This window comes from Pseudomonas sp. WS 5503 (genome assembly GCF_012985385.1).
GTDB lineage: Bacteria > Pseudomonadota > Gammaproteobacteria > Pseudomonadales > Pseudomonadaceae > Aquipseudomonas > Aquipseudomonas paracarnis.
In genome coordinates, this window is record NZ_JAAQWI010000001.1 from 713967 (window position 1) to 738696 (window position 24730).

At 59.2% G+C, this 24730-nt stretch carries 34 protein-coding genes and 1 pseudogene; 10 read left to right on the forward strand and 25 right to left on the reverse strand.

From position 1 onward, the window contains the following. Positions 1–149 precede the first annotated feature (149 nt). From HBO10_RS03465 to tsaA, 7 genes are all read left to right on the forward strand, one after another. Positions 150–473, forward strand: a complete 324-nt coding sequence (locus tag HBO10_RS03465) for a type II toxin-antitoxin system RelE/ParE family toxin (RefSeq protein ID WP_034126497.1) — start codon at positions 150–152, stop codon at positions 471–473. After that, positions 470–805, forward strand: a complete 336-nt coding sequence (locus HBO10_RS03470) for an addiction module antidote protein (RefSeq protein WP_034126496.1) — start codon at positions 470–472, stop codon at positions 803–805. The genes HBO10_RS03465 and HBO10_RS03470 overlap by 4 nt, the downstream gene beginning before the upstream one ends. A 193-nt stretch (positions 806–998) precedes the next feature. Further along, a complete protein-coding gene (gene rimO / locus HBO10_RS03475) occupies positions 999–2327 on the forward strand; it encodes a 30S ribosomal protein S12 methylthiotransferase RimO (protein WP_169855583.1) in 1329 nt (442 codons plus the stop codon). Between the two features lie 100 nt (positions 2328–2427). Continuing rightward, positions 2428–2898 carry a GNAT family N-acetyltransferase gene (locus HBO10_RS03480; protein WP_034126495.1) on the forward strand — a complete coding sequence of 157 codons (471 nt, stop codon included), beginning with the start codon at positions 2428–2430 and terminating at the stop codon, positions 2896–2898. A 207-nt stretch (positions 2899–3105) separates the two neighbouring features. Continuing rightward, positions 3106–3816, forward strand: a complete 711-nt coding sequence (locus HBO10_RS03485) for an rRNA pseudouridine synthase (RefSeq protein ID WP_034126494.1) — start codon at positions 3106–3108, stop codon at positions 3814–3816. 68 nt (positions 3817–3884) lie between these two features. Continuing rightward, positions 3885–4346 carry a DUF1456 family protein gene (locus HBO10_RS03490; protein WP_005785469.1) on the forward strand — a complete coding sequence of 154 codons (462 nt, stop codon included), beginning with the start codon at positions 3885–3887 and terminating at the stop codon, positions 4344–4346. A gap of 3 nt (positions 4347–4349) precedes the next feature. After that, a complete protein-coding gene (gene tsaA, locus HBO10_RS03495; RefSeq protein ID WP_034126493.1) occupies positions 4350–5045 on the forward strand; it encodes a tRNA (N6-threonylcarbamoyladenosine(37)-N6)-methyltransferase TrmO in 696 nt (231 codons plus the stop codon). A gap of 57 nt (positions 5046–5102) precedes the next feature. Here tsaA and HBO10_RS31200 read toward each other — a convergent pair. Together HBO10_RS31200 and fpr are read right to left on the reverse strand one after the other, a co-directional pair. Next, positions 5103–5201: pseudogene (locus HBO10_RS31200) on the reverse strand (outer membrane lipoprotein carrier protein LolA); the annotation flags it as partial. A 25-nt stretch (positions 5202–5226) separates the two neighbouring features. Further along, complete coding sequence (gene fpr / locus HBO10_RS03500; RefSeq protein ID WP_003189055.1) at positions 5227–6006, reverse strand: ferredoxin-NADP reductase; 780 nt, start codon at positions 6004–6006, stop codon at positions 5227–5229. A gap of 125 nt (positions 6007–6131) precedes the next feature. Here fpr and HBO10_RS03505 point away from each other — a divergent pair, with 125 nt between their 5' ends. Beyond that, on the forward strand, positions 6132–7058 hold the full coding sequence (locus HBO10_RS03505; protein WP_003189054.1) for a LysR family transcriptional regulator: 927 nt from the start codon (positions 6132–6134) through the stop codon (positions 7056–7058). 3 nt (positions 7059–7061) lie between these two features. On the opposite strand, the gene HBO10_RS03510 is transcribed toward HBO10_RS03505, so the two are convergent. The 3 genes from HBO10_RS03510 to HBO10_RS03520 all read right to left on the reverse strand — a co-directional run bounded on the left by HBO10_RS03510 (position 7062) and on the right by HBO10_RS03520 (position 9121). Next, positions 7062–7424 carry a diacylglycerol kinase gene (locus HBO10_RS03510; RefSeq protein WP_003189051.1) on the reverse strand — a complete coding sequence of 121 codons (363 nt, stop codon included), beginning with the start codon at positions 7422–7424 and terminating at the stop codon, positions 7062–7064. 75 nt (positions 7425–7499) lie between these two features. Continuing rightward, positions 7500–8150, reverse strand: coding sequence for a response regulator transcription factor ErdR (gene erdR, locus HBO10_RS03515; protein WP_003189050.1), 651 nt, complete (start codon positions 8148–8150; stop codon positions 7500–7502). Positions 8151–8401: 251 nt separating this feature from the next. Further along, entirely contained in the window at positions 8402–9121 is a 720-nt protein-coding gene (locus HBO10_RS03520; protein WP_034126492.1) for a tRNA-uridine aminocarboxypropyltransferase, read from the reverse strand. 178 nt (positions 9122–9299) lie between these two features. On the opposite strand from HBO10_RS03520, the gene HBO10_RS03525 reads away from it, so the two are divergent. Continuing rightward, positions 9300–9734 (forward strand): PA3611 family quorum-sensing-regulated virulence factor, encoded by a 435-nt coding sequence (locus HBO10_RS03525; protein WP_034126491.1) that lies wholly within the window; start codon positions 9300–9302, stop codon positions 9732–9734. A gap of 293 nt (positions 9735–10027) precedes the next feature. Then, positions 10028–11140 carry a TIGR00730 family Rossman fold protein gene (locus HBO10_RS03530; RefSeq protein ID WP_034126490.1) on the forward strand — a complete coding sequence of 371 codons (1113 nt, stop codon included), beginning with the start codon at positions 10028–10030 and terminating at the stop codon, positions 11138–11140. Between the two features lie 58 nt (positions 11141–11198). Here the strand turns inward: HBO10_RS03530 and recX are convergent, their stop codons facing one another. From recX to HBO10_RS03625, 20 genes are all read right to left on the reverse strand, one after another. Continuing rightward, the gene (recX, locus tag HBO10_RS03535) at positions 11199–11666 is read right to left on the reverse strand and encodes a recombination regulator RecX (RefSeq protein WP_034126489.1); all 468 of its coding nucleotides are present in this window, start codon (positions 11664–11666) and stop codon (positions 11199–11201) included. Positions 11667–11674: 8 nt separating this feature from the next. Further along, complete coding sequence (recA, locus tag HBO10_RS03540) at positions 11675–12733, reverse strand: recombinase RecA (protein ID WP_014717176.1); 1059 nt, start codon at positions 12731–12733, stop codon at positions 11675–11677. A gap of 83 nt (positions 12734–12816) precedes the next feature. After that, on the reverse strand, positions 12817–13317 hold the full coding sequence (locus HBO10_RS03545; RefSeq protein WP_034126488.1) for a CinA family protein: 501 nt from the start codon (positions 13315–13317) through the stop codon (positions 12817–12819). Between the two features lie 81 nt (positions 13318–13398). Next, positions 13399–13893 (reverse strand): lysis system i-spanin subunit Rz, encoded by a 495-nt coding sequence (locus tag HBO10_RS03550; RefSeq protein ID WP_034126487.1) that lies wholly within the window; start codon positions 13891–13893, stop codon positions 13399–13401. Further along, positions 13881–14438, reverse strand: coding sequence for a glycoside hydrolase family 19 protein (locus HBO10_RS03555; protein WP_034126486.1), 558 nt, complete (start codon positions 14436–14438; stop codon positions 13881–13883). Before HBO10_RS03555 ends, HBO10_RS03550 begins: the two co-directional genes overlap by 13 nt. 22 nt (positions 14439–14460) lie before the next feature. Continuing rightward, a complete protein-coding gene (locus HBO10_RS03560) occupies positions 14461–15462 on the reverse strand; it encodes a contractile injection system protein, VgrG/Pvc8 family (RefSeq protein ID WP_034126485.1) in 1002 nt (333 codons plus the stop codon). Between the two features lie 9 nt (positions 15463–15471). Next, the gene (locus HBO10_RS03565; protein WP_014717172.1) at positions 15472–15684 is read right to left on the reverse strand and encodes a tail protein X; all 213 of its coding nucleotides are present in this window, start codon (positions 15682–15684) and stop codon (positions 15472–15474) included. Further along, positions 15677–16060, reverse strand: a complete 384-nt coding sequence (locus HBO10_RS03570) for a phage tail protein (protein ID WP_034126484.1) — start codon at positions 16058–16060, stop codon at positions 15677–15679. Before HBO10_RS03570 ends, HBO10_RS03565 begins: the two co-directional genes overlap by 8 nt. Then, positions 16060–18282 carry a phage tail tape measure protein gene (locus HBO10_RS03575; RefSeq protein WP_034126483.1) on the reverse strand — a complete coding sequence of 741 codons (2223 nt, stop codon included), beginning with the start codon at positions 18280–18282 and terminating at the stop codon, positions 16060–16062. The genes HBO10_RS03570 and HBO10_RS03575 overlap by 1 nt, the downstream gene beginning before the upstream one ends. Positions 18283–18288: 6 nt before the next feature. Continuing rightward, on the reverse strand, positions 18289–18414 hold the full coding sequence (locus tag HBO10_RS31205) for a hypothetical protein (protein ID WP_014717169.1): 126 nt from the start codon (positions 18412–18414) through the stop codon (positions 18289–18291). Further along, positions 18411–18983, reverse strand: a complete 573-nt coding sequence (locus tag HBO10_RS03580; RefSeq protein WP_014717168.1) for a phage tail assembly protein — start codon at positions 18981–18983, stop codon at positions 18411–18413. Before HBO10_RS03580 ends, HBO10_RS31205 begins: the two co-directional genes overlap by 4 nt. 180 nt (positions 18984–19163) lie before the next feature. Then, positions 19164–19670, reverse strand: coding sequence for a phage major tail tube protein (locus HBO10_RS03585; RefSeq protein WP_034126482.1), 507 nt, complete (start codon positions 19668–19670; stop codon positions 19164–19166). Next, entirely contained in the window at positions 19670–20836 is a 1167-nt protein-coding gene (locus HBO10_RS03590; protein ID WP_032877508.1) for a tail protein, read from the reverse strand. Before HBO10_RS03590 ends, HBO10_RS03585 begins: the two co-directional genes overlap by 1 nt. 2 nt (positions 20837–20838) lie before the next feature. Beyond that, positions 20839–21012, reverse strand: coding sequence for a hypothetical protein (locus HBO10_RS03595; protein ID WP_003189022.1), 174 nt, complete (start codon positions 21010–21012; stop codon positions 20839–20841). A gap of 86 nt (positions 21013–21098) precedes the next feature. Beyond that, a complete protein-coding gene (locus tag HBO10_RS03600; protein ID WP_052199947.1) occupies positions 21099–21401 on the reverse strand; it encodes a hypothetical protein in 303 nt (100 codons plus the stop codon). Positions 21402–21412: 11 nt separating this feature from the next. After that, entirely contained in the window at positions 21413–22195 is a 783-nt protein-coding gene (locus tag HBO10_RS03605; RefSeq protein ID WP_034126481.1) for a hypothetical protein, read from the reverse strand. 47 nt (positions 22196–22242) lie between these two features. Beyond that, positions 22243–22773 (reverse strand): tail fiber protein, encoded by a 531-nt coding sequence (locus HBO10_RS03610; protein ID WP_034126480.1) that lies wholly within the window; start codon positions 22771–22773, stop codon positions 22243–22245. After that, positions 22770–23408, reverse strand: coding sequence for a phage tail protein I (locus HBO10_RS03615; protein WP_034126479.1), 639 nt, complete (start codon positions 23406–23408; stop codon positions 22770–22772). The genes HBO10_RS03610 and HBO10_RS03615 overlap by 4 nt, the downstream gene beginning before the upstream one ends. Beyond that, complete coding sequence (locus tag HBO10_RS03620) at positions 23405–24400, reverse strand: baseplate J/gp47 family protein (protein ID WP_034126478.1); 996 nt, start codon at positions 24398–24400, stop codon at positions 23405–23407. The genes HBO10_RS03615 and HBO10_RS03620 overlap by 4 nt, the downstream gene beginning before the upstream one ends. Further along, positions 24397–24729: a phage baseplate protein gene (locus tag HBO10_RS03625; RefSeq protein WP_032893295.1), complete on the reverse strand. Its 333-nt coding sequence runs from the start codon at positions 24727–24729 to the stop codon at positions 24397–24399. Before HBO10_RS03625 ends, HBO10_RS03620 begins: the two co-directional genes overlap by 4 nt. Between the last annotated feature and the right edge of the window lies 1 nt (position 24730).

Genomic DNA, 24730 nt, shown 5'->3' on the forward strand with positions numbered 1-24730 from the left:
ATTCCTGGCCCGGCTCAGTCGTGCTGCGTGGGTGGTGTGAGCAGGAGCGCCTTGGCCGGATTACCTGATCAGTCATTCGTGCATTCGCATGGCGCGCAGTCGATATAAAAACTCAACTATCGGACTGTCTCTTTTAAGATACACTCCTCATGTACGAAGTGAAACACGTACTGTCAATCAACGGCGTGGATATCTACCAGGCTTGGCTGGATACAGTGCAGGACACGCGTTCGAAAGCAAGAATCACCACCAGAGTGGATCGGGCGTCCCTTGGTCACTTTGGCGTTACCGAGCCAGTGGGTGATGGGGTCTTTGAGATGAAGCTCGACTTCGGCCCAGGGTTTCGCGTGTATTACGCAGTCCAGGATCGAAAAATCATTTTCCTATTGGGCGGTGGTTCGAAGGCCAGACAGCAGAACGATATCGATCAGGCCAAGGCTCTCTGGAAATCTTACAAGGTGCAGCAAAAATGACCATTCGTACCCGCCCGCACGAAGATAGCGTTCTGGAAATGCTTCGCAACGACGAAGCATTCGCCCTCGAATATTTATCTGTCGCGCTTGAGGAAATAGATGAAGCCGGTGGCGAGGACGCTTTCCTTGTCGCTATCCGTCGAGTGGCGGAAGCTCGTGGTGGGATGCTCAGCTTGTCGCAGAACACAGGACTCAATCGAGCAAACCTCTACAGGTCCATCGGCGTCGGCGGTGATCCTAAGCTCTCCACTTTGCTTAAAGTCCTCCAGGCGTTAGGTGTGGGCATGTCTAAAGTGGTATCGCACCGAACAGAACAAGACGTCCAGGCTTAAGCGCGCGCCAGTAGCTATGGGGATTACCCGGCGCAGCACTCGTCGTATTTCCCTGCATAAAGCTGGTCAAGTGCGCTGCCCGTCGATAGAATTGCGCACTTTTTGATCAGAGGCGCACCAAGCGCCCATCCGTTGCCTTGTCGTGCACGACCGGCAGCGTCATTCAATACCGAGGTTAGACATGTCCACCACCATCGCAAAAGCCAACCCTAAGGTTGGCTTTGTTTCCCTGGGTTGCCCGAAGGCGCTTGTCGACTCCGAGCGCATCCTCACGCAATTGCGTATGGAAGGCTACGACGTCGTGTCCACTTACCAGGACGCCGATGTGGTGGTGGTCAACACCTGCGGCTTCATCGACTCGGCCAAGGCCGAATCGCTGGAAGTGATCGGCGAAGCCATCAAGGAAAACGGCAAGGTCATCGTGACCGGTTGCATGGGGGTGGAAGAAGGCAATATCCGCAACGTGCACCCGAGCGTGCTGGCCGTGACCGGCCCGCAGCAGTACGAGCAGGTGGTCAACGCCGTGCACGAAGTGGTGCCGCCACGTCAGGACCACAACCCGCTGATCGACCTGGTGCCGCCCCAGGGCATCAAACTGACCCCGCGTCACTACGCGTACCTGAAGATTTCTGAAGGCTGCAACCACAGCTGCAGCTTCTGCATCATCCCGTCGATGCGCGGCAAGCTGGTGAGCCGTCCGGTCGGTGATGTGCTTGATGAGGCCCAGCGCCTGGTCAAGTCTGGCGTCAAGGAGCTGCTGGTGATCTCCCAGGACACCAGCGCTTACGGCGTCGATGTGAAATACCGCACCGGCTTCTGGAACGGCGCGCCGGTGAAAACCCGCATGACCGAGCTGTGCGAAGCCCTCAGCAGCCTGGGCGTGTGGGTGCGCCTGCACTATGTTTACCCTTACCCGCACGTGGACGAGTTGATCCCGTTGATGGCCGCCGGCAAGATCCTGCCGTACCTGGACATCCCGTTCCAGCACGCCAGCCCGAAAGTGCTCAAGGCGATGAAACGCCCGGCGTTCGAAGACAAGACCCTGGCACGCATCAAGAACTGGCGCGAGATCTGCCCGGAGCTGATCATCCGCTCCACCTTCATCGTCGGTTTCCCCGGCGAGACCGAGGAAGACTTCCAGTACCTGTTGGACTGGCTGACCGAAGCGCAGCTAGACCGCGTCGGTTGCTTCCAGTACTCGCCGGTGGAAGGTGCACCGGCCAACCTGCTGGACTTGGCCGTGGTACCGGACGACGTCAAGCAAGACCGTTGGGAGCGCTTCATGGCGCACCAGCAGGCCATCAGCTCGGCACGCCTGCAACTGCGCATCGGCAAGGAAATCGAAGTGCTGATCGATGAAGTCGACGAGCAAGGCGCGGTAGGTCGTTGCTTCTTCGACGCCCCAGAAATCGACGGTAACGTATTTATCGACGATGCCAGCGGCCTGAAGCCGGGTGACAAAGTCTGGTGCACCGTGACCGACGCCGACGAGTACGACTTGTGGGCTGAAAAGCGCGACTGATCGCACGGTGATAAAAAAGCCTCGCCTCTGAGAAGATGCGGGGCTTTTTTAGGTCTATCGTATTGTCCATCAACCCCGAATACAGCAAGGGACAGCGGGTATGCGTCAGCATTCGGTGATTCACACACCTAAAACCAGCGACTACACGCGCCTGGTGCAGATCTGGGAGGACTCGGTACGCGCTACCCACGACTTCCTCCCGGACAGCTATATCGACATGTTGAAAAACCTGGTGCTGACCCGGTACCTCGATGCGGTCATGCTGATCTGCACCAAGGACTCATGCCAACGCATCACCGGGTTCGCCGGAGTGTCCGCGGGCAAGGTGGAGATGCTGTTTATCGACCCGCACCACCGTGGCCAGGGACTGGGCCGGCAATTGCTGGGTTACGCGATCGAACACATGAATGCCGATGAACTGGACGTCAACGAACAGAACCCCCAGGCCCTGGGTTTTTACCTCAAGCAAGGCTTCGAGGTGATCGGGCGAACAGAACATGATGGGCTTGGGCAGCCTTATCCATTGCTGCACCTGCGTCTACACCAGCAGCAACGGGCCCGTAATGCCTGAACTGTGGGAGCTGGCTTGCCTGCGAAGGCGTCGGGTCAGTCTACCCATCCGGTGCTGGTATACCGCCATCGCAGGCAAGCCAGCTCCCACATTTGACCCGTGTTGTGTCAGTTAAGTAATTGTTATGGCCCATGTGCTGAAATGGGGCCGGGATTAACCGGCGCCAGGCAGGTACAATAGTGGCCCCCTTTTGTTACGGCCCTTGTCATGACTGACCCCATACGCCTCTCCAAACGCCTTATCGAACTGGTCGGTTGCTCCCGTCGGGAGGCTGAGTTGTTTATCGAAGGCGGCTGGGTCTCGGTGGACGGCGAAGTGATCGACGAGCCGCAGTTCAAGGTCACTGACGAGAAGGTCGAGCTGGACCCGGAAGCTAAAGCCACCGCGCCAGAGCCGGTGACTATCCTGCTGCACGCTCCCGCAGGCGTGGATGCTGAAACCGCCATGGCCTCGATCAGCGCCGAAACCCTGTCTGAAGAGCACCGTTTCGGCAAGCGCCCGCTCAAGGGGCACTTTCTGCGCCTGAGCGCCAGCGCCGACCTGCAAGCCAAGGCCAGTGGCCTGCTAGTGTTCACCCAAGACTGGAAGATTCTGCGCAAGTTGACCGCCGATGCCGCCAAGATCGAGCAGGAATACGTGGTGGAAGTCGAAGGCGACATGGTTGCCCACGGCCTTAACCGCTTGAACCACGGCCTGACCTACAAAGGCAAAGAGCTGCCTGCCGTCAAAGCCAGCTGGCAGAACGAGAACCGCCTGCGCTTTGCGATGAAAAATCCGCAACCCGGCGTGATCGCGCTGTTCTGCGAAGCCGTTGGCCTGAAAGTCATCGCCATCCGCCGCATCCGCATCGGCGGCGTGTCCATCGGCAAGGTGCCAGTGGGCCAATGGCGTTACCTGTCCGGCAAAGAAAAGTTTTAAGCCGTTCCCTTTTCCCGACACCGCCTGATTCCGGCGGTGTCATCAGTTGAATACCAGGATTGCCCACCATGATTCACAACGACGTACTGCGCAGCGTGCGCTACATGCTCGACATCAGCGACAACAAGATGGTCGAGATCATCAAGCTCGGCGGCATGGACGTGACCAAGGAAGACCTACTGACCTACCTCAAGAAAGATGAGGAAGAAGGCTTCGTGTTCTGCCCGGATGAAGTCATGGCTCACTTCCTCGATGGCTTGGTGATTTTCAAGCGCGGCAAGGACGAAAGCCGCCCGCCGCAACCGATCGAAACCCCGGTGACCAACAACATCATTCTGAAAAAGCTGCGCGTGGCCTTCGAACTGAAGGAAGACGACATGCATGCAATCCTCAAGGCGGCGGAGTTCCCGGTGTCCAAGCCAGAGCTGAGCGCGCTGTTTCGCAAGTTTGGTCATACCAACTACCGCACCTGTGGCGATCAGTTGCTGCGTAACTTCCTCAAGGGCCTGACCTTGCGGGTCCGTGCCTAAGCCATGAGTTACCAGATCTCGCCCGTCGGCTTCGTACGCTCCTGTTTCAAGGAGAAGTTCGCCATCCCGCGCCAACCGCAACTGGCACCGGCTGCCCGTGGCGTGCTGGAGCTGGTAGCGCCGTTCGACCAGGGTGAGGCGGTGCAGGGGCTGGAGCAGGTCAGCCATGTGTGGCTGCTGTTTCTGTTTCATCAGGCCCTGGAAGACAAGCCACGCCTGAAAGTGCGCCCGCCACGCCTGGGCGGCAATACGTCCATGGGCGTGTTTGCCACCCGCGCAACCCATCGCCCCAATGGCATCGGCCAGTCGGTGGTGAAGCTGGACAAGGTGGAACCGGGGCGCCTGTGGATTTCCGGCATAGATTTGCTCGATGGCACGCCGGTGTTGGATATCAAGCCGTATGTGCCTTATGCCGATATCGTGGATGCCGCCACCAACGACATCGCCAGCGATGCGCCCGCGCTGATCGGCGTGCAATGGCTCAAGGCTGCACTGCAACAGGCGCAAGGCCATGCACAGCGCCTTGGTGAACCGTTGGTGGAGCTGATTGAACAGTGCCTGGCACAGGACCCGCGGCCGGCGTATCAGGTTCCGACGTCGGAACGCGAATACGGTGTGCGGTTCTGGGATGTGGATGTGCGCTGGCACTACCCGGAGCCGGGGATGATTTGTGTGCTGGAAGTGGTTTCGGCGCAGTAAATCGCAGAAACGCAAAAGCCCGCGCTGCCTTCACAGGCAACGCGGGCTTTTCTTTGCAACGCATTCGACTGTAGGAGCGAGCTTGCTCGCGAAAAACGAGCAGGCACCGCGTTCAGTCAAGATGCCAGCGTTATCGTTGGCGTTCTTCGCGAGCAAGCTCGCTCCTACAAGTAACCCGAGGTCACTTTTCGACGAACGCACGCTCGATCAGGTAGTCACCCGGCTCACGCATCCGTGGCGAAACCTTGAGGCCGAAGCTGTTCAACACTTCGCTGGTCTCATCCAACATACTTGGGCTGCCACACAGCATGGCGCGGTCGTCTTCGGGGTTGATCGGCGGCAGGCCGATGTCGCTGAACAGCTTGCCGCTGCGCATCAGGTCGGTCAGGCGGCCTTCGTTTTCGAACGGCTCGCGGGTCACGGTCGGGTAGTAGATCAACTTGTCACGCAGGGCCTCACCGAAGAACTCGTTCTGCGGCAGGTGCTCGGTGATGAATTCGCGGTAGGCGACTTCGTTGACGTAGCGCACGCCGTGGCACAGGATGACTTTTTCGAAGCGCTCGTAGGTCTCAGGGTCCTGGATCACACTCATGAACGGGGCGAGGCCAGTACCGGTGCTGAGCAGATACAGATGCTTGCCCGGCTTCAAATCGTCAAGCACCAGAGTACCTGTCGGTTTTTTGCTGATGATGATCTCGTCGCCTTCCTTCAGATGCTGCAACTGGGAAGTCAGCGGGCCATCGGGCACCTTGATGCTGAAGAACTCCAGATGCTCTTCCCAGTTCGGGCTGGCAATGGAGTAAGCGCGCATGAGCGGGCGGCCGTTGGGTTGTTGCAGGCCGATCATCACGAACTGACCGTTCTCGAAGCGCAGGCCCGGATCGCGGGTGCACTTGAAGCTGAACAGAGTGTCGTTCCAGTGATGAACACTGAGGACACGCTCGTGGTTCATGTTGCTCATGTACGGGGGACTCCTGGAAATGGGTCTGCGCCAAAGGTATGGATGCGCAATTGCACAGCATTCTAATGGCGGCGACAATATCTGTTAACTGGATTATTAAGATAAGGGTTATCGGTTATATCGATATGCGATTTACTCTCCGTCAACTGCAAGTTTTCGTCGCCGTCGCCCAGCAGGAAAGCGTCTCGCGCGCTGCTGGCCTTCTGGCCTTATCTCAATCCGCCGCCAGCACCTCGATTACCGAGCTGGAGCGTCAATCCAGCTGCCAATTATTCGACCGCGCCGGCAAACGCCTGAGCCTCAACGCCCTCGGTCACCAGCTGTTACCCCAGGCCGTGGCATTGCTGGACCAAGCCAAGGAGATCGAAGACCTGCTCAACGGCAAGTCCGGCTTCGGTTCCCTGGCGGTCGGCGCCACGCTGACCATCGGCAATTACCTGGCGACGCTGCTGATTGGCAGCTTTATGCAGCAGCATCCCGAGAGCCAGGTGAAACTGCATGTGCAGAACACTGCGCATATCGTGCATCAGGTGGCGCACTACGAAATTGACCTGGGTCTAATCGAAGGCGACTGCAGCCACCCGGATATCGAGGTGCAGACGTGGGTAGAAGATGAGCTGGTGGTGTTCTGTGCGCCCCAGCATCATTTGGCCAAGCGTGGCGTGGCCACCATGGACGAGTTGACCCACGAAGCGTGGATCCTGCGAGAACAAGGCTCGGGCACGCGCCTGACCTTCGACCAGGCTATGCGTCACCACCGTAGCGCACTGAATATCCGCCTGGAGTTGGAACACACCGAGGCAATCAAGCGAGCTGTGGAGTCAGGCTTGGGGATTGGCTGCATTTCGCGGCTGGCGCTGCGTGATGCCTTCCGCCGTGGCAGCCTGGTGCCGGTAGAAACCCCGGACCTGGACCTGGCCCGGCAGTTCTACTTCATCTGGCACAAGCAGAAGTACCAGACCTCGGCGATGCGCGAGTTTCTCGAACTATGCCGCGCTTTCACCGCTGGGGTGCAGCGCAGCGACGAGATCGTACTGCCGAGTATCGCGTGATCCTCAGATCAGGATCACCGCCCATACCAGGGTGATCATGGTCAGTGCCACGAATTGCGCGGCGCTGCCCATGTCCTTGGCGTTTTTTGACAGCGGGTGGCGGTCCAGGGAAATACGGTCAATGGCCGCTTCTACCGCTGAGTTGAGCAATTCGACGATCAGCGCCAACAAACACACTGCAATCAGCAGCGCCCGTTCAACCCGGCTGACCTGCAGGAAAAAGCTCAAGGGGATCAGGATGACGTTCAGCAACACCAACTGGCGGAATGCCGCCTCGCCAGTGAAAGCCGCACGCAGGCCATCCAGGGAATAGCCCCCTGCGTTGAAGATACGTTTGATACCGGTTTGACCCTTGAAAGGCGACATAGATGTAGGCAACTGAACCAAAGAAGTGGGGAAGCTAGATCACGCAAAGTCAAAAAAGCGTGAAGCGGCTGTAACTTAATGTTGCGAGATTGACTCAAGTTGCTGCAAAAGCAACGCCGCCTGAGTGCGCGTACGCACGCCCAACTTACGGAAAATCGCCGTAACGTGGGCCTTGATGGTCGCTTCCGACACACTCAACTCGTAGGCAATCTGCTTGTTCAACAAACCTTCGCAAACCATGGTCAATACCCGGAACTGCTGGGGCGTCAAGCTGGCCAGTCCATCGCGGGCAGCCTTGGCTTCGTCGGACACATTGATTTCTTCAAACGCCTGGGGTGGCCAGGACACATCGCCGTCCAACACCGTGCGCACGGCTTTCTGGATATCTTCCATCGCGCTGGACTTGGGAATGAAACCGCTGGCGCCAAACTCCTTGGAGCGCACCACCACGTCGGCTTCTTCCTGGGCCGACACCATCACCACGGGGATCTGCGGGTATTGGCCACGCAGCAGCACCAGCCCTGAAAAACCGTAGGCGCCCGGCATGTTCAGGTCGAGCAACACCAGGTCCCAGTCGGATTTTTCAGTCAGGCGGGCTTCCAGTTCGGCAATGCTGGCTACTTCGACCAAACGTACATCGGGGCCAAGGCCCAGGGTTACGGCCTGATGCAGTGCGCTGCGAAACAGCGGGTGGTCATCGGCAATCAGGATTTCGTATGTGGCCATTGGTTAAATGATCCTGTTTTTTATGGGAGCCCTGATGGGTTCAGGGTTCACCAATACACGAGGCGACGGCCGGGCAGCGATCGCCACAGGGCCCGCTCAACGTCAAAAACACATGAAACGACGTCGATAATTCAGGGTTGCGCCCAATCGGCGCACAGCATGCCCAGCGTAGCCTGGAGGGTCAAGCACTACGCCCGTGGGGATTTTAGCGGGTTGCGGGCTTACAGTGCCATCATGCAAACGTCGTCTGGTTATCCCGCCGGGATGTAGAGTGCAAGGCGCGTATGCACGGTGTCTGCCGCATCCAGTGGCAGTTGGAACTTGGCAGCCAGGTAATGGGTGCTGAACACATCGAGATAGGCATCCAGCACTTCGCTGGCGGCCAGGTCCTCGGCCAGCTCCAGGCACAGCGCCGCCACCTCGGCGGTGCAGAAGTGGTCATCACGCTTGGAGCGCCGTAGCTTGTAACGCGACAGTTGCTCGGGTGCCAGGCTCAGCACCGGTAAATGTTCCAGATAGGGACTTTTGCGAAACATCTTGCGCGCTTCGCTCCAGGTGCCGTCCAGCAGGATGAACAGTGGGCGCTTGCCCTCCTCCACGCGCACTTCACTGACCACCCGTTGCGGCGCCACGAATTCACCGGGAAATACGATGTAGGGTTGCCACTGCGGGTCGGCCAGCAGCCTGAGCAACTCGGGGTCGACTTCGGTACGCGACCAGGCGAATGCGGTGGTGTCGTGTATGACATCGGCGATCAGCCAGCCCGTGTTACTGGGCTTCATCGGTTCTACGTCATGCATCAACAGGCACATGGCGGACTTGGCTTCTACCTGAGGCCGCCAGGCACACAGGCAGTACTCAGGAATGACCCGACAGCCGGGACAGCGCTCAGCACGGGAACCCCGATTGAGAAACGGCCTGACGGCACGCGCCAGACGCTGGGTACGCAAACGGGAGACGGCGTGACTCATCGGGCACGCGGCGAAGAAAAGGAAATCGACACGGAACAAACTCGTGAAAAACAGAAGTCCAGCAGTTTACCAGCGATACGCCTGGCTGTAGTGGCAAGGGCTCACCTATAATTGCGCGCCACTGAACGCACAGCCCAGTGGCTGGTCTATGCACCAGTAACCGAATCAGGAGAGTTTCATGCTGCGTTCCATGCTGCGCCTTGTTGCCCCATCCGTCGCCCTTGCGCTGGTCTTGCCTATGGGCGCCCACGCGGCCTCGCTGCTGGAGGCTCAAATGAACAAGAAGCTGCAAAGCGTCGCGGCCGAAAGCAACAAGGACCTGCCCCGGGAAATCGATGAAAAAACCCTGGAAGTCGCCTACACCGTTGAAGGGATGCAACTGATCGATCACCTCAGCGTGCTGCCTGACCGTGCCGAACAGATGCGCGCCAACCCCAAGGCTGTGTATTTCCAGCTGGGCCGCAGTGTGTGCACCAACCCGGGCTACCGCGAGCTGATGGCCAAGGGCGCAGTGATGCGCTACGAAATTACCGAGAACAAGACCAATCGCCCGGTGGCTTCCGTCAAGTTCGCAGAGGCCGATTGCCCGGCTCCGGCGAAAAAGAAAAAGTAACCTCTGCTTGACCCTCCCGCGCTGCTTCCCAGCGGCGCGCACGCTTCCTCTGCGTTTGCCACCAACGACTAAACTGCGTAATGAACTCCCAATAAGCGGTTGCCAGCCAAGGGTTTTTCGGCCCATGATCAGTTCATCCCAGATGCCCGCCCACCACAGTTTTTAATGCTGTTCTGTCATATTTCAGGGCAAAAAAGGCCTGCCCTCCTGCGGCATGCCGCGACACAAGCAGTGTCGTGGCCCAGGCGACGTTCTCGTCGACTACCCAGGCCCTGTAAAGAAGGAGAAATTGAATGCCTTATGAATCGAATGATTTGCTGCTTCGTCATTTTGAAGAAAACGGGACCGACCTCACTCAGCAGGTCGACGCACAAATTCAGTTGATCGCCCCCAACAGCCCGAATATCCCTCTTTATCGAGACATGATCCTCACCGTCCTGCGCATGGCCCAGGACGACCGTGATCGCTGGAACGCCAAGATCACCCTGCGTGCCATCCGTGAACTGGACCATGCTTTTCGGGTGCTCGAACAATTCAAGGGCCGGCGCAAAGTCACGGTATTTGGCTCGGCGCGTACGCCAGTGGAAAGCCCGCTGTATGCGCTGGCCCGAGAGGTGGGTGCGGCGTTGGCACGTTCCGACCTGATGGTCATCACCGGTGGCGGTGGCGGGATCATGGCCGCAGCCCACGAAGGCGCGGGCCTGGAGCACAGCCTGGGGTTCAATATCACCCTGCCCTTTGAACAGCATGCCAACCCAACCATTGATGGCACCGACAACCTGCTGTCATTCCACTTCTTCTTTACCCGTAAGCTGTTCTTCGTCAAAGAAGCCGACGCGCTGGTGTTGTGCCCTGGCGGCTTCGGCACCCTCGACGAGGCATTGGAAGTGCTGACCCTGATCCAGACCGGCAAGAGCCCGCTGGTGCCGGTAGTGCTACTGGATGCGCCGGGCGGTGGATTCTGGCAAGGCGCCCTGGATTTCATCCGCAGCCAGCTGGAAGCCAATCGCTACATCCTGCCCACCGACCTCAAACTGGTCCGCCTGGTCTACAGCGCCGAAGAGGCGGTGGACGAAATCAACCAGTTCTACGCCAACTTCCACTCCACCCGTTGGCTTAAGCGTGAGTTTGTGGTGCGCATGAATCATCCACTGAGTGACCGCGCCCTGGCCCATATGCAGCAAGCGTTTGCCAGCCTGCGGCTCAGTGGCGAGTTCCAGCAACTCGCCTATACGGGCGAAGACCATGACGAACCGAGGTTCAGCCATTTGACGCGTTTGGTGTTCAATTTCAACGGTCGCGATCAGGGGCGATTGCGGGAGTTGGTGGATTACATCAACCTGCCGGAGAACTGGGCACAGGCCCAGGGCAAGGCACAGCAACGGATGACACCAGAAACAGCGTGATTTTTTGCAGGCAAAAAAAAAGGCCCACTATTTTCATAGTGGGCCTTTTGTTTTTTGCTCAGTCGTCCATATCCCGACCGCTCAATAAGCGGCTGATCATGTCCATCGAAAACCCGCGATAACTCAAGAAGCGACCTTGCTTCGCACGCTCCTTGGCATCAATAGGAAGATGCCCAGCAAACTTGCGACGCCAGGTTTCCTCCAACTGCGACTGCCAACTGATACCGCACTCACGTAGCGCAAGGTCAATATCGGCACGTTGCAGTCCACGCTGGCTCAACTCTTCGCGAATCCGCGCAGGTCCATAACCGGAGCGTGCGCGGTAAGACACAAAGCTTTCGAGGTAACGGGCTTCCGACAACAGCCCTTCTTCCGTCAACCGGTCGAGGGCTGTTTCGATCATCTCAGGCTCTGCGCCGCGCTGACGCAACTTACGTGTCAGTTCGACTCGACCATGCTCGCGGCGAGCGAGCAGGTCCATCGCAGTGCGCCGAACGGCGACGAGTGTATCCAGTACAACAGTCATCGCTTGCTTCAGACGTCAGTATCGGCTTCTTCCATTTCATCTACCGGCTCGCGGTTGGCAGCCGCCTTCACGTCCGGCGCTGCGGTCAACAGCTTGTCGCGGATCTGCTTCTCAAGCGTGGCAGCGATATCCGGGTTATCCGCCAGGAACTTGGCCGAGTTGGCCTTGCCCTGACCGATCTTGCTGCCGTTGTAGGCATACCAGGCACCGGACTTCTCGACGAAACCGTGCAGTACGCCCAGGTCGATCATCTCGCCGTTCAGGTAGATACCCTTACCGTAGAGAATCTGGAACTCAGCCTGACGGAATGGCGGGGCCACTTTGTTCTTCACGACCTTGACGCGGGTTTCGCTACCAACAACCTCGTCACCTTCCTTCACCGCGCCAGTACGGCGGATATCCAGACGGACCGAAGCGTAGAACTTCAGCGCGTTACCACCGGTGGTGGTTTCCGGGCTGCCGAACATCACGCCGATCTTCATACGGATCTGGTTGATGAAGATCACCAGGCAGTTGGCGTTCTTGATGTTACCGGTGATTTTACGCAGCGCCTGGGACATCAGGCGGGCTTGCAGGCCCACGTGCATGTCGCCCATTTCGCCTTCGATTTCAGCCTTGGGTACCAGGGCAGCCACGGAGTCGACCACGATCACGTCGATGGCGTTGGAGCGCACCAGCATGTCGGTGATTTCCAGGGCTTGCTCGCCGGTGTCCGGCTGGGAAACCAGCAGGTCATCAACGTTGACGCCCAGCTTGCCGGCGTATTCAGGATCCAGGGCGTGCTCGGCGTCGACGAACGCACAGGTGGCGCCCATTTTCTGCGCCTGGGCAATCACCGACAGGGTCAGGGTGGTTTTACCGGAAGATTCAGGACCGTAGATTTCAACGATACGGCCTTTTGGCAGGCCGCCAATGCCGAGCGCGATGTCCAGACCCAGAGAGCCAGTGGAAATAGCCGGGATCGCCTGACGGTCGTGATCGCCCATACGCATTACGGCACCCTTGCCGAATTGACGTTCGATCTGACCCAGGGCCGCAGCCAAGGCTTTCTTCTTGTTGTCGTCCATTAAAGTCCTCACGTAATCAATAAGGCCTGACGGCCAACACCTGTATAAGTAGACAGTATTGTTCCACAAAGATCCGAGATCGCCTACCCCTGATTGTCTATTTCTGCTGCAGCTCGTCGCAACAAGCCCTCCAGCGCGGCTTTTACCGTTTGTCGGCGGACCTCGTCGCGGTTGCCGGGGAAGTGTGCAAGCTCAGCCGTCACCTCTTCACCCACGGCAAAAGCCAGCCAAACGGTGCCCACCGGCTTGTCCGGCGAACCGCCATCGGGGCCGGCCACACCGCTGACCGCCACGGCGAACCGCGCCAGGCTTTTTTCCTGCGCGCCGCGGGCCATCGCCTCCACCACTTCCTGGCTGACAGCCCCGACTTTGGCGAACAGTTTTTCCGGTACATTCAACTGCCGGGTCTTCTGTCGGTTGGAATAAGTGACATAGCCCGCCTCGAACCAGGCCGAACTGCCCGGGATCCGCGTGATGGCTTCGGCGATGCCGCCGCCGGTACAGGACTCGGCAGTGGTGACGTGGGCACTGAGCACCTGCAAACGGCGCCCCAGTTCGGCAGCCAGTTGAGTGATTTCCTTCACGATCGTCTCCAGGAATGGGCGGGGGTTTGCCTACCCTACAGGAGCCCATCGACCATGCAAGGTACAGAGTGCATCAAGACGCTAATGCGCGACGGCCTGCACGTAGGCCTGGCAAGCACGCAAGGCGATCAGGGCGTTATCGCCGTCGTCGGTGATGCGGATAATTCGCTGAGCATGCGCCGGGTCAAGTCGGGCTCGCGAGGTTGCATGAACCACGCCGCCGGGGCTGGGGGCGGCAGGCACTGTGCAGCCAGTGGTGACGGTGGCGAGAAGGACTGACAGCCGCACATCAGCAGTGGCCAGACGATCGCGCAGAGCCGCTTGATTACGCAGGGCATCGTTCAATTCCTGAATGTGTTGGTGATCGCTGGTAGAGATTTGCTGTTCAAGGGCCAGGCGTTTGGCCTGTTCAGCCTGTTGTTGCTGAAGAATTGCCTGGCTTTGTTGGCTGAGCGCCTGTGTATGTCGGACCGATTGCAGCTCCAACTGCGCCCCGTATCGCCACGCCTGCACCTGCCAAACAAGCGCCATGAGCAGGCACACACCGACCAAGCGAAACGCACCTAGGAAACGCATAGCACCGCCTTCGCTCGCACCCACAACCGCAAACGATCGTCCAGACCGTTGAGCCCACCATTGATACGGCGAGTGATGGTGGTGAACTGGTCTTTGTCGGCGAGCTCATTGAGGCCGTTGCTTTGCCAGAACCAGGCGGCAGATTCGCAGGCCCACTGTGGCTGCTCCAGCAATTTTGGTTGCCGCAGCAGACGATCGTCACCAAACAGAGCTTGGCTACACGCCATGTAATTACGGCGCCCGGTGATCTGGATCAACCCCCTGCCCCGATACATTTGCCCATCACCGTCCGCCTCAGGGGTGTTGCCCAGCCGCGCGGCCAAGCTGCCGGTGTCGTACTTGCTCAGGTATTGATCGCTACCCAATTCGCGCACGTACTGTAACTGGGCAGACTCGTGACCGATTTGGGCGAGGAAGGCGGCGACGCGACGGGCCGTATTGATCTGATGCCCCGCAAAGGCCGCATTTAGAAAGGTTAAAAAAATGCCCGCGCGAAGGCGGGCTCCAGGCATTACACCCAGAAGCTGAGCATGTGTGATTACCATGGGTTTTACTCTAAGGAAGGATCTACACCGACAAACCGCTGGCCTGGACCGTACTCCGATAGCCACCTTTTCGCTCGCCCCTGGATTTCACCGTTTTAATCGACCAGCGCCCTTGCATGAACCTCGGCCACGACTCATCCAGCAGCAACAGGCCTTCAGCAGCCAGCGAAGGATTACCCGGGCAGGCCACATCGATCTGCAACCCTTCGCGCCCCACCCGCCGCATCTCTCCCTGCGCCGCCGAGCGTGCTTCGTCCTCGCTCTGGTATCGCTGTGTCACCACTTTGAAGGGTGCGATGCCCACCTTGACGACACGCTGTTTTCCGGCTGCCGCGTCCCACCATGACGTTTGCGCGCCGTTGTATTTGGCACGGCTGGTTTCGGTGAAACTGGCGCTGATGAACGCGCGGTCACCTGGACGATTGTCATGGGTAATCGACAACCGTACATCCGGCAATGCCTTGCCCGACAGCGTCTTGATCTGGCCTTTGCGCCCCAGTACATACAGCTCATCGACAGGCTTGGCCACCGCATCGAAGCGCTTGGCCAGGCGCGTCAGAAAAGCCATGTCGCTTTCATTGGTCTGATCGATGTGCGCGATCGGCTCACCGTCGAGTTCAGGCGCCACACGCGGTGAAAAACCGTATCGGGTGGTCAGTTGGCGAAACAGCGCACCCAGGGTTATCGGCCCATGGCTGGCGGTGCGGCGCTGTTTGAATTCGTGCTCGTCGAACGGTGCCGCCGTGGCCACCAGCACCAGTCTCAATGGGAACATCGACGGCGTGCGCTGGGTAATCTTGAACACACCCTTATCCACCAGGCCCGATTCCAGATAGCCAATACGCAGGCCAATTTTGCCGCCCAGATCGGGCAGCCCTTCAAGCCCCTCGATATCGAGGGTCAACTTCAGTTGATCAGATACAAACCCCGCTGCGTCGGTATGCTCCCACTCCAAGAGCCTCTCGTTGAATAACGCGGCATTGGCTCCGTATAGCTCCACTACAGGTGTAAATCCGAGTGCCATGATGGCTCCTTAATCCCAGGCGGAAACCGGCCGGCTCGCAACCGGTTGCGCGTCCAATTCGGGCACCAGCACGCTGACGCCCGCTGGCAGTACCGCGCCCTGTTCAGCCAACTCCGGGTTCAAGCGCCACAACGCTTCTTCTGCGGCATCATCACTGCGTCCCAGTTCACGGTAGAGCAACAGGTTCACCGAGTCGCCGGCAATACTTCGAACCCTACGCATTGACGAACTCCTCCAGTAACAATGTCCAATTGATCACCATGGCCGTCCCGTCGTCGATCACGCTGGCTTGTTTTTCACTGATCGACTGGATGGTCCATAGCCCCCAGTTACGCCCCAACCCGTCCACCAAAGGCAACGGCGCCCGCAGGGCCTGCAGGGTGCGCAACTCATCCAGGCGCGCCATGCCATCGGCGCGCGCAGCCTTGCCGCCCAATGCCAGCGTTTCGAGCCCCTGGCCGACCTGGCTGGATTTAGGTTTGCCGGCAATGATGTCGAGACTGACCCAGCCCCCGCTGCTACCACGATCAAGCGTGTCGTAGGCGAACCCACGGGACAGCCCGAAAATAAAAGTACCCAAGACCATCTGTTGTCGCATCACACAGCTCCATCGGTGAGTGCTGCGCCGCGTCGGGTCGCCAGCAGGTTGTCCATCGACAGCGGGGTAAATTGCGCTTCGATCTGTTGCACCACGAGCGCCGCCAGCTGGTGATGGCTGGCTTGCTCAGGCGCGGTGATGGTGATTTGCGGGGCGAAGTTGATTTGGCGGTTGTCGGCCTGAGGGGCGTTGAGGTTTTTGCTGACCTCCGTGGGGGATGGCAGGCGATCGCCCGTCCCCATCACTTTTTCAGCCAGCCACGCACCGACGTCACTGCCCACGAAAGTGCCCACGGCGCCACCGACTACCTTACCGATTGCGCCCCCGGCGACGCCGCCCATCACACCGCCCAACACTGTGCCGGCACCCGGAACAACCGAACCGATAACAGCTCCCGCCAGCGTGCCGACCGCTCGGCCTATCGCCATCCCGGCCACATCACCGACGACACCGCCGGCAACACCGCCGCCGATGGAGCCCACGCTAGTGCCGACCGTTTGACCCAGGTTTCCGGTCATCGCGCCTTGCGTCATCTCGACACCGGCCTGGGCCACCACCAAACCCAGGGGGACCCCTTTGGCCAGCTTGCTCACCTTCGCCGCCTTGCCAGAGATGCCAGGGCCGGAAGCAGACGGGCGATTACCGTTGTGCCCGTCATTACTCGGGGCTTTGCGCTGGCTGTCCGGCGGTGTGGTTTTATTCCCTGCTGCCGGCCCCTCTCCGAGCACTTTCCCTGCGACCTTTTCGAAAATCTTGTCCTTCACGGCACCGAAAACACCGGAAACCACCGGGATCAGCACCGCCCCCGCCAGAGTGACGGCAGCGGCAGCCTTGGGCAGGCCTTCCGCGAGCCAAGCCACGGCACTGACCAGGCCGTTCATTGCGGTCAGCGAGGCATCCACAACGGGGGCCAGCGCTGTATCAGAGGCGGTGCTCAAGCGTGTGGTACTGGCCTCGTAGGCTTGCCGACGTGCGTAAGTAGAGTCCGCACGAACCGCGGCCGAACGCAGCACCGAACCTTGGTCGCCCAGCGTCGAAGTGGCGTAGGTGGATTTTTCTGCGACCAGCGAAAAGGCCTGTTTCACGCTGTCGATCACCGGTACCAGGCTCAGAATCGTCTGGTTGCCGTCGAACAACTGCGTCGCCAGCACCGCCTGCCTTTCGGCAGGTTGCGACTTGAGCGCCTCCAGCACCGTAAGCACGGCCTGTGGGGCGTCCTGTTTCATGCCCGCCGCGAGTACTTTTGGATCAAGCTTGAGCTCTGCCCAGGCACTGCGTTGCCCTGCAGAGGCGTTGTCGCCTTTAGCCAGGACGGCGCTGATTTTTTCCAGCCCGGCACCAGCAACAACCTTGTTGTTACCTGCGCTCAACAACGCCGCCGAAAGCGCTGCAGCCTGTTCGGGACTCATGCCCGCAGCCTTCGCGGCAGCGCCCTGGAGTTGCACAACAGCGCCGATATCCGCCGATTCGGCCTTGAGCGATACCTGGGTGCCCAGCACGTTTGTTGCGTCGGCAAGGTCCAAGGCTTGTGCGCGATCAAGGTGCATTGACTCGCGCCAGCCGCCCATGATTTCGCCGGCATTTTTGACGTCGATCTTGAACGCCGTCGCCAGGATCGCAGCGTCGCGAGCGAACTGCTGCAGGTCTGCCCGGCGCCCAACGGGGTCGATATTGCCCGATGCGTCCTTGCGATCACTGCCGATACCGGAACGGGCGGCGGCATACTCGACCTTCGCGAGGTCGACGGCACTGGCACCACTGGCAGCCACCACCGGCTCGGACGCCATGGCAAGGTTGGCTTCACGCAATGCCTTGCGCTCATGCCGGGCAAACATCAACAGTTGATCAATATCGGTCATCGCGGCGTCCAGCGCCTGCGAGGGTGTGCGCTTGTCTGTAGCCGCGACGGTCTTCGTACCCTCTGCGCTCCCGGCAGTTTGAGCTTGCCGGGCGTCCATCACTTTGAGCAATGAGACGTTGAAAAGCTCCAGCGTATCGACCAACCGTACCTGCCCGTCCGCCAGATGCTTGATCTGCAAGCTGGCATCGGCCAATGCCAGGGCCAAACTCGCCGCACTCCCCGGTGCCACCTCAAGCGGGCTCGGCAGCGCTTGGGTGATAGGTTTGAGACTGGCCTGCATTCCTGTCATCTGAAGTGCGCCCTGAGTCATCACGCCGTCCTTGGCAATGGCTGACCCTGCTCCATGATTACTATCTGCCATTGCGCTCTACTCCTGTTTGACGCCAAGACGACTGATTGCGATGTCGTAGCGGCGCAATGCTTTGCCGGCTTCCCAATCGAGGATTTCCGCTTCGTTCACCGAGTAAACCAGCGGCACTACATCGAGAATCACTTCGATGTCGCGCTCCGAAAGAAGTCCGCCGGTTTGTTTAAAAAATCGTCGATGCGCTCCTGCAGCTCGGTCCAGTCGGGCACGGTCAGGCCGGCAAGATCGGGAATCATCAGGCCGGTACAATGGGCGGTGATGAACTCGGCACGCTCTTTGTTAGTGGCTAGCTTTTTCATCACCTTGGTAGCGCGCAGGGCGGGCATTTCCAGGGGCAGTTCCGACAGGTTTCGGCCGGCGGCTTCCAGGGGTAATAGCAGGTGGACAGGCTGGTCGTGGGTCGTCACGTCCTGTTCTTTCAGGAAGAACGAGGCCGGCCGTGTCGACATTTCGTGTACGTACTGCGCAATGCTCACGTAGTCCGGGCGCTTGAGTTGGTCGAGCTCTTTTTCCGACAGGCCGGTGGCGAGTTTCGCCAGTTCGAAGAACTGGTCGTCCTCGTCATCACCGGCCCGGGCCAGCGCGTCTTTCTGCGCGGCGTAGAACAACGGCTTGAGTTGAACCTGCTCGATCATTGCACCGGTGTCGGCGGTGATCGGGGACAGCAGGATGTGCAACGGTGGCATCCAGGCCATGGGGAATTCCTTGTTGAGCGGTGTTGAAAAGTGCGAAAAATCTAAACCTGAGCATGGGCCCTGTGGGAGCTGGCTTGCCTGCGATGGCATCCACTCGATACACCAGGGATACCGAGTCGCCTACATCGCAGGCAAGCCAGCTCCCACCTTGACCGTGCTCGCTTCAGATTGCGCTGGCCTTTAAGGCATCAGTACGGCGCGGCGCGCATCGCCAAGAATGTCGACACCGTTCAGTACGAACTTCTGGGTGCGCACGTCGATGTCGATCACCGAAACGCCATTTTCCAGACGGTTGTAGGTACGGCAGGACAGTTCCAGTGTGGTGGTGGCCTTGTCTCCCATCTTCAGCTTCGCCTCCTCCAGGGATTTGAGCTTGCCGCCGACGGTGTGGTAGGTGAAGTAGGTTTTGCCATCCTGATCCTGGCCGGCTTCACGCACGTTCAGCAAAATGTCGTCGCCCATGCGCACGCCCAGGGCCAGCATGATTTCCGGGCCCGCACCTTGCAGCACCAGCTTGGCATTGAGCACCTTGCCGCTCTTGGCCATTTCCTCGGCAATAAAGCGCCCGCCGGACATAAGCTCCATGTCGAACTCGATCTTCGGCGGGGTGAACTCTTCCACGGTTGCGGACAACGGCAGGCCTTGAAGGGTGGCCGCAATGGCCTGTCTGACTCGGTTGGTAAACATTAGAGAACGTCCTCCAGGAACTGCTCGATGATTTCATCGCGGGCGTTGAGTTGATAAACCATGTGTTCGTTCGGTGCGTAGCGGCCGTAGTCGATGACGATGAACCAGGTGCCGTTTTTGTACTTCTCGACGCTGTTCAGCTCCGGGTGCAGGTACACGCTGCCGCCGGGAATGGTTTCGTCGGCCACCAGGGTTTGCAGCCAGTCGTTGATGCGCTTGACCTCCTGATCCATGAAGGACTTGGTGAGGTTCTTGGCCATGGCTTTCTGGCCGGCCTTGACCAGCTTGCGGCTGATGGCATCTTCCAGGCCGACGTAGCTGATGAACTTGCCGGTGATGGAGCGGTTGCCCAACAGCGAGAAGCCGCCGAGGATGGTGCGGGCGTAGTAGCTCACGCCGTAGCGGTTGAGCAAGTCGCCTTCGGTGGAGGTGTCGAGGATGTTGTACTCGACCACGCGGGAAACGTCCTCGGCGAACGTCACCTGGTTACCTGGACTTTCCCACTGCTTGACCTTGGCCAATGCGGCAATGGCCAGCGAGGATGGCGACAGGAACACGTTTTTCTTCGCGGCCTTGGAGTACACCGACGGCATGTTGTGCACCAGCAGGCAACGGTCGAAGCCGAGGTCGGCCCCGCCCAGTTCGCCGCTGTAGGTCACTTGGTCGGCAACGGACGCGTCCTTGCCATCCAGTACCACACGGGCCTTGATGCGCTTGCCGAAGGAGGCGAACTCACCAGCCACAGCCTTGGTGCCGGTAAAGCCTGGAGCGCCGATGATGGTCAGGTCTTCAGGCACGCTGCTCAGGGCCGCCAGGCCCAGTTTGCGACCGGTGACCGGGTCGTTGCCGCCGATCACATTATTGATCGTATCGGCCGGGGTGGCGCCTTCCTCGACGATGACCACATAGACCGGCACCTTGACCACTTTGAGGATCTGGTATACCGCCTGGAACAGGGTGCCCGACTCGGTGCCGGTAGGGTCCAGCAGCGCCTGGGTGGTGAAGCTGTTGATACGAAACGGCGCGTTTTTCGGGATCGAGGCATGGGCATTCGGCGCAGTGCCGACCAGGCCAATGACGTTATCGCCAAGGCCACCCATGGCCTCGGGGGATTCAGTGGCATTCACAGTGATGCCGTTGTGCTCGAAGTTCAGGACTTCTGCCATGGTTATTCAGCCTTCTTCGGGGTGGAGTTGAGGACGCTGGTCAGTTCCAGGCGGCCAGCGGTGCGCAGGGCGGATGCTTCGACGTCGAGCAGTTCCAGCTCCTCACCGGCGGTAGACCAATGGCCGTTGCCGATGGGGAATGGGATGAGGACGGTGTAGGTTTGGCGGGTGGGCATGGGTGGAAATCTCCGGGTGGGAAATGCAAAAGCCCCTGCGAGGGGGGGCTTTGGGGAGGCGAAAAAAAACCGCTTTCGCGGTGGGTTTACTTATCTTCTGGCAAGGGGAAGCGCGCCTTGATTTCGGCTACTTTGGCTCGCCATTCTTTTTCCTTTTCAGCCGTACCGTCGAATTGCCATTCGAGGTACATCGGGTCAGCTTCGCTGACGTAGGCAGAGCGGCGGGCAGCAATAGTGCTAGCGAGCGCGGCTGCGGACGTGGCGTTCTCGATCAGCGCTTGAGCTGCCTGATCACTAAAGCCTAGACCTTTAAGTGTCTGCACGCTGGCGGGTACGTTGATCAACGAGTCACCCGCAGGGGTTACCAACTTTTCGATAAACAAAGTCATTTGATCAGTCCTTAAACCTTGGCGGTATAGCGAATGTCGTTATCGTGGGAATAAGCCAAGCGCTTCTCTTCGAGGGTTTTACCGAGCGCAACCTCTGCCTGAGCCAAGGAATAAGGTTTCACCGCCCAACGAACTTCCCAATCGGCGTTAACGTCATCTTTCATAATCACTTCAGTGTCTAACTTACTGTAATTAACAGGATAATCAAATGTTTTGGTGATGGTATAGCTCAGCCCGCCCCTCAGGTACATCCCAGAAAACTGTGGAGCATTCGTTAGTTGTCCAGCGACCAAACCCAAGTACATGGGTTTGAGCCCAGTAACGGCACGTGCTGTACAAACCATGCCAAACGAAACACCTCTCACCGTTTCACGGTAAGTCTGAGAAATGCGCTTGATAGCCAGGAAGTTAGCGTCACCGTTCCATATATACCCGACACCCTCGAGTTGCAAGTTCAAGCCAGCGATGTGATAAACCCCCTCACCGAAGGGTGCTTTGTCACTGTCTCGATAATATACCCGCGAAACGGTAATTTCTGTTTCACCCGCCTCGTTACCGGGCATAGTCCACCAAACAGGATAAAACACGTCGGTAGACAACCCAGTGAGGTCTATATCCTGTTTATAAAGCGCACGACCATTAATATCCTTCGCCTGCACACTATTACGCCAAGCAGCAAACTGATTTGAAGCCGCCTCTACCCGCGCATCAATCTTCCCAATTTGGTTAGTAACCGTCTCCGTAAGCTTGTTACATGCATCCACAACTTTTGTGATAGTCGTTTCAAGTCCCATCATCAACTCCCTGTCAGTTAATCTTTCCAGCACTTTTGTCAGTGCTACTACTTCGCCTCGAGATGCATAACCCGAAACATCAAATCAACGTGGCGGGACATATTGCCAACCGAAGCCGCCGCCATAATCGCGATCTCCTCCGCCAACAACAGATTCAAGTTGTCACTCCCCACCACAATCGTCACGCTATCCGCCGGCAACGGCGAAACATCCAGCGTAAACTTCTGCAGCACCCGCGCCGCCGCCGCTTTATACGTCAGCAACGTCCCCGCCACGGAATACACCGCCAGCAAGGTGCCGCTGGCGAGGTAAAACCCGAACTCGCCAATCTCATACTCACCGTCGCCATCGAACAGCGCGGCCATCCTGAGTTGGCGCTCGCCCAGGTCTTCGTAATCGACGATGGCCACCCGTTGGCGCTCGTCACGCAAGGCCACTTCCGTGCCGTCGGGGTTGTAGCGGCCGGTGCCGGCGCCGATGTGGGTGATTTCGCCTTTGAGGCCCTGGTTCTTTGCCTGCAGCACTTCATCCAAACCTTTGGAGGTGAAGCGCACCAAGCGCGTGATTTCATCTGTCATGGCTGCGCCCTGAGGTCGTAATCGTTAATGGTGTAGTGCTGGGCAACCCCGGCACTGTTTAGCCGGGCAACCAGCGCCAAGTCCGGCAACGCGCCGTTCAGGTAGAACTCGCCGTCGCTTAAAGGCGCGTCGAGCACTTGCGTGAGCGCGAGCCGGCCTTCGGTTTCATGCACGATGGTAATCGTCGCCTGGTCGCGTTCACTTTTCGCTGCGTTGATACGCCGGATCAGCCGGTTGTGGTCGCCGCTGGACCAACTGCGCCCGATGATCGCCTGCACGTCGAAGGTGTAAGGCACGCCCAGCGGACGTTGCTGGTACCAGGCGCTGATATTGGGCGTGAAGCCCAATGACTCCACCGCATGACTCAGCGCCTTGGGTGTGCCGGCCTGGCGCTGGATCTGCCAGGACAAGGCCACGGTCAGGCGTTTCTCCGCCTCGCTGGCCTCGGCATCCCACTCGCTGACGCCACGGTCTGCGGCCAGGTAAGGCAGGAATTCGCTGGGGGTGTGCAGCGGGTTCATCAGTGCCGGAAACGGCGGGGTGACGCGCTCAAGCAATGTGCCGAAGCCCAGGTCCAACGCCTTTTCCAGCGGTGAGCTGTTGGCGGGCAGCAAACTCGCTTTGGGTTCACTCATAGCGTGCGCACCTCCACCTCGACGCCCGTGCAATGCGGGGCCTGGAACGCGGTGCTGACAATCGGCGCCAGCGGTTCGAGGATTTGCAGCTGCGCAGCGCCGGCACTGTGGATGGCGTAGTCGATCCAGCTGGGGTCCACCCGCCCTTCCAGGCGGTGGCAGGACTCTGCGTAATCTTGCAGCAGTTTCTGCGCCGCCACTTGGGTCAGGCCCGAGTCCGGGCCGGCGTTGATCTTGGCCACCACGCGAATTTTGTAGGGTTGAATCTGCGCGCCTTGGACGCTGACCAGGTCGGTTTCGGGCCGTACATCCGGCCGTGCGAAATGTCGACGTACACCGTCAAGCAAGTCGGCAGATGGCGTGCCGTCACCCTCCCTGGAAAGCACGGTGACCATGACTTCCCCCGGTGCGGTGCGTCGGGCGTTGCCGTCCTTGATCTGCGCCGCATAGCCGTCAGGGTCGAAGGTGTAGGTGACCGTCACCACACCCGGCGTCGCGCTCTGTACTTTCACCGCCGGGCGCTCGCCGAGGGTGAACACTTCGCGGCGATACTGCATGCGTGATCCCGCTGCCGGCGCGTGGGGGGCCAAGTAGTAACGCAGGCGAGCGTCGTCGTCGCTTTCCAGGGTTGGCGGCACCGGCGGGAACGCCGCCGGGTCGCCAGGGTCGAGCATTTGGCGTTCAAGGCCCATATCGGCCAGGCGTGCATCCAGGTTACTGCCGGTTGCCCACCACGCCAGCATCTGCTTGATGCGGGCATTGTATTTGCGTTCGTGGGTTTGCAGACGCACGCAAAAAGCCTCCAGGGCCAGGGTCAGCAGTTCGCTCTCGTTGTCGAGGCTGACCTGGAGTTTGGCTGCGCTTTGCGGCGCGCGGGTGGCGACATAGTCGATGACAAACGCTTTGAATTCGGCCAGCAACGGTTCGAACTCATCGACCTTAATGATGGCCGGTTCCGCCAGTTGGTTCTGGCCGGGGATCAGCATGCTCATGTCACGACCTCGAAGGATTGTTGGCGGTTTTTCCAGGTGCCGGCAAACCGCAACAGCAGGCCGGCGCCTTGGCGAGTGGCGACAATGACCTGAGGGTCGAAGTCGCCGATGCCGTTGTGGGTGTTGTAGAAGGCCTGCGCGGCGTGGCTCTGGGCGAGGATCAACAGGTCGTCGCCGAGGTTCTGGCCGAGCAACTGTGGGATCAGCGAGCCGTACAACGGGCGTTTTTGCCGAGTGCCCACAGGGGTGGTCAGCGCTCGGGTGGCGCGCTGCACAAATTGCAGCCAGTCGTCGACGGCCGCCCCGGTGTTCCTATCGATTCCAAGCATG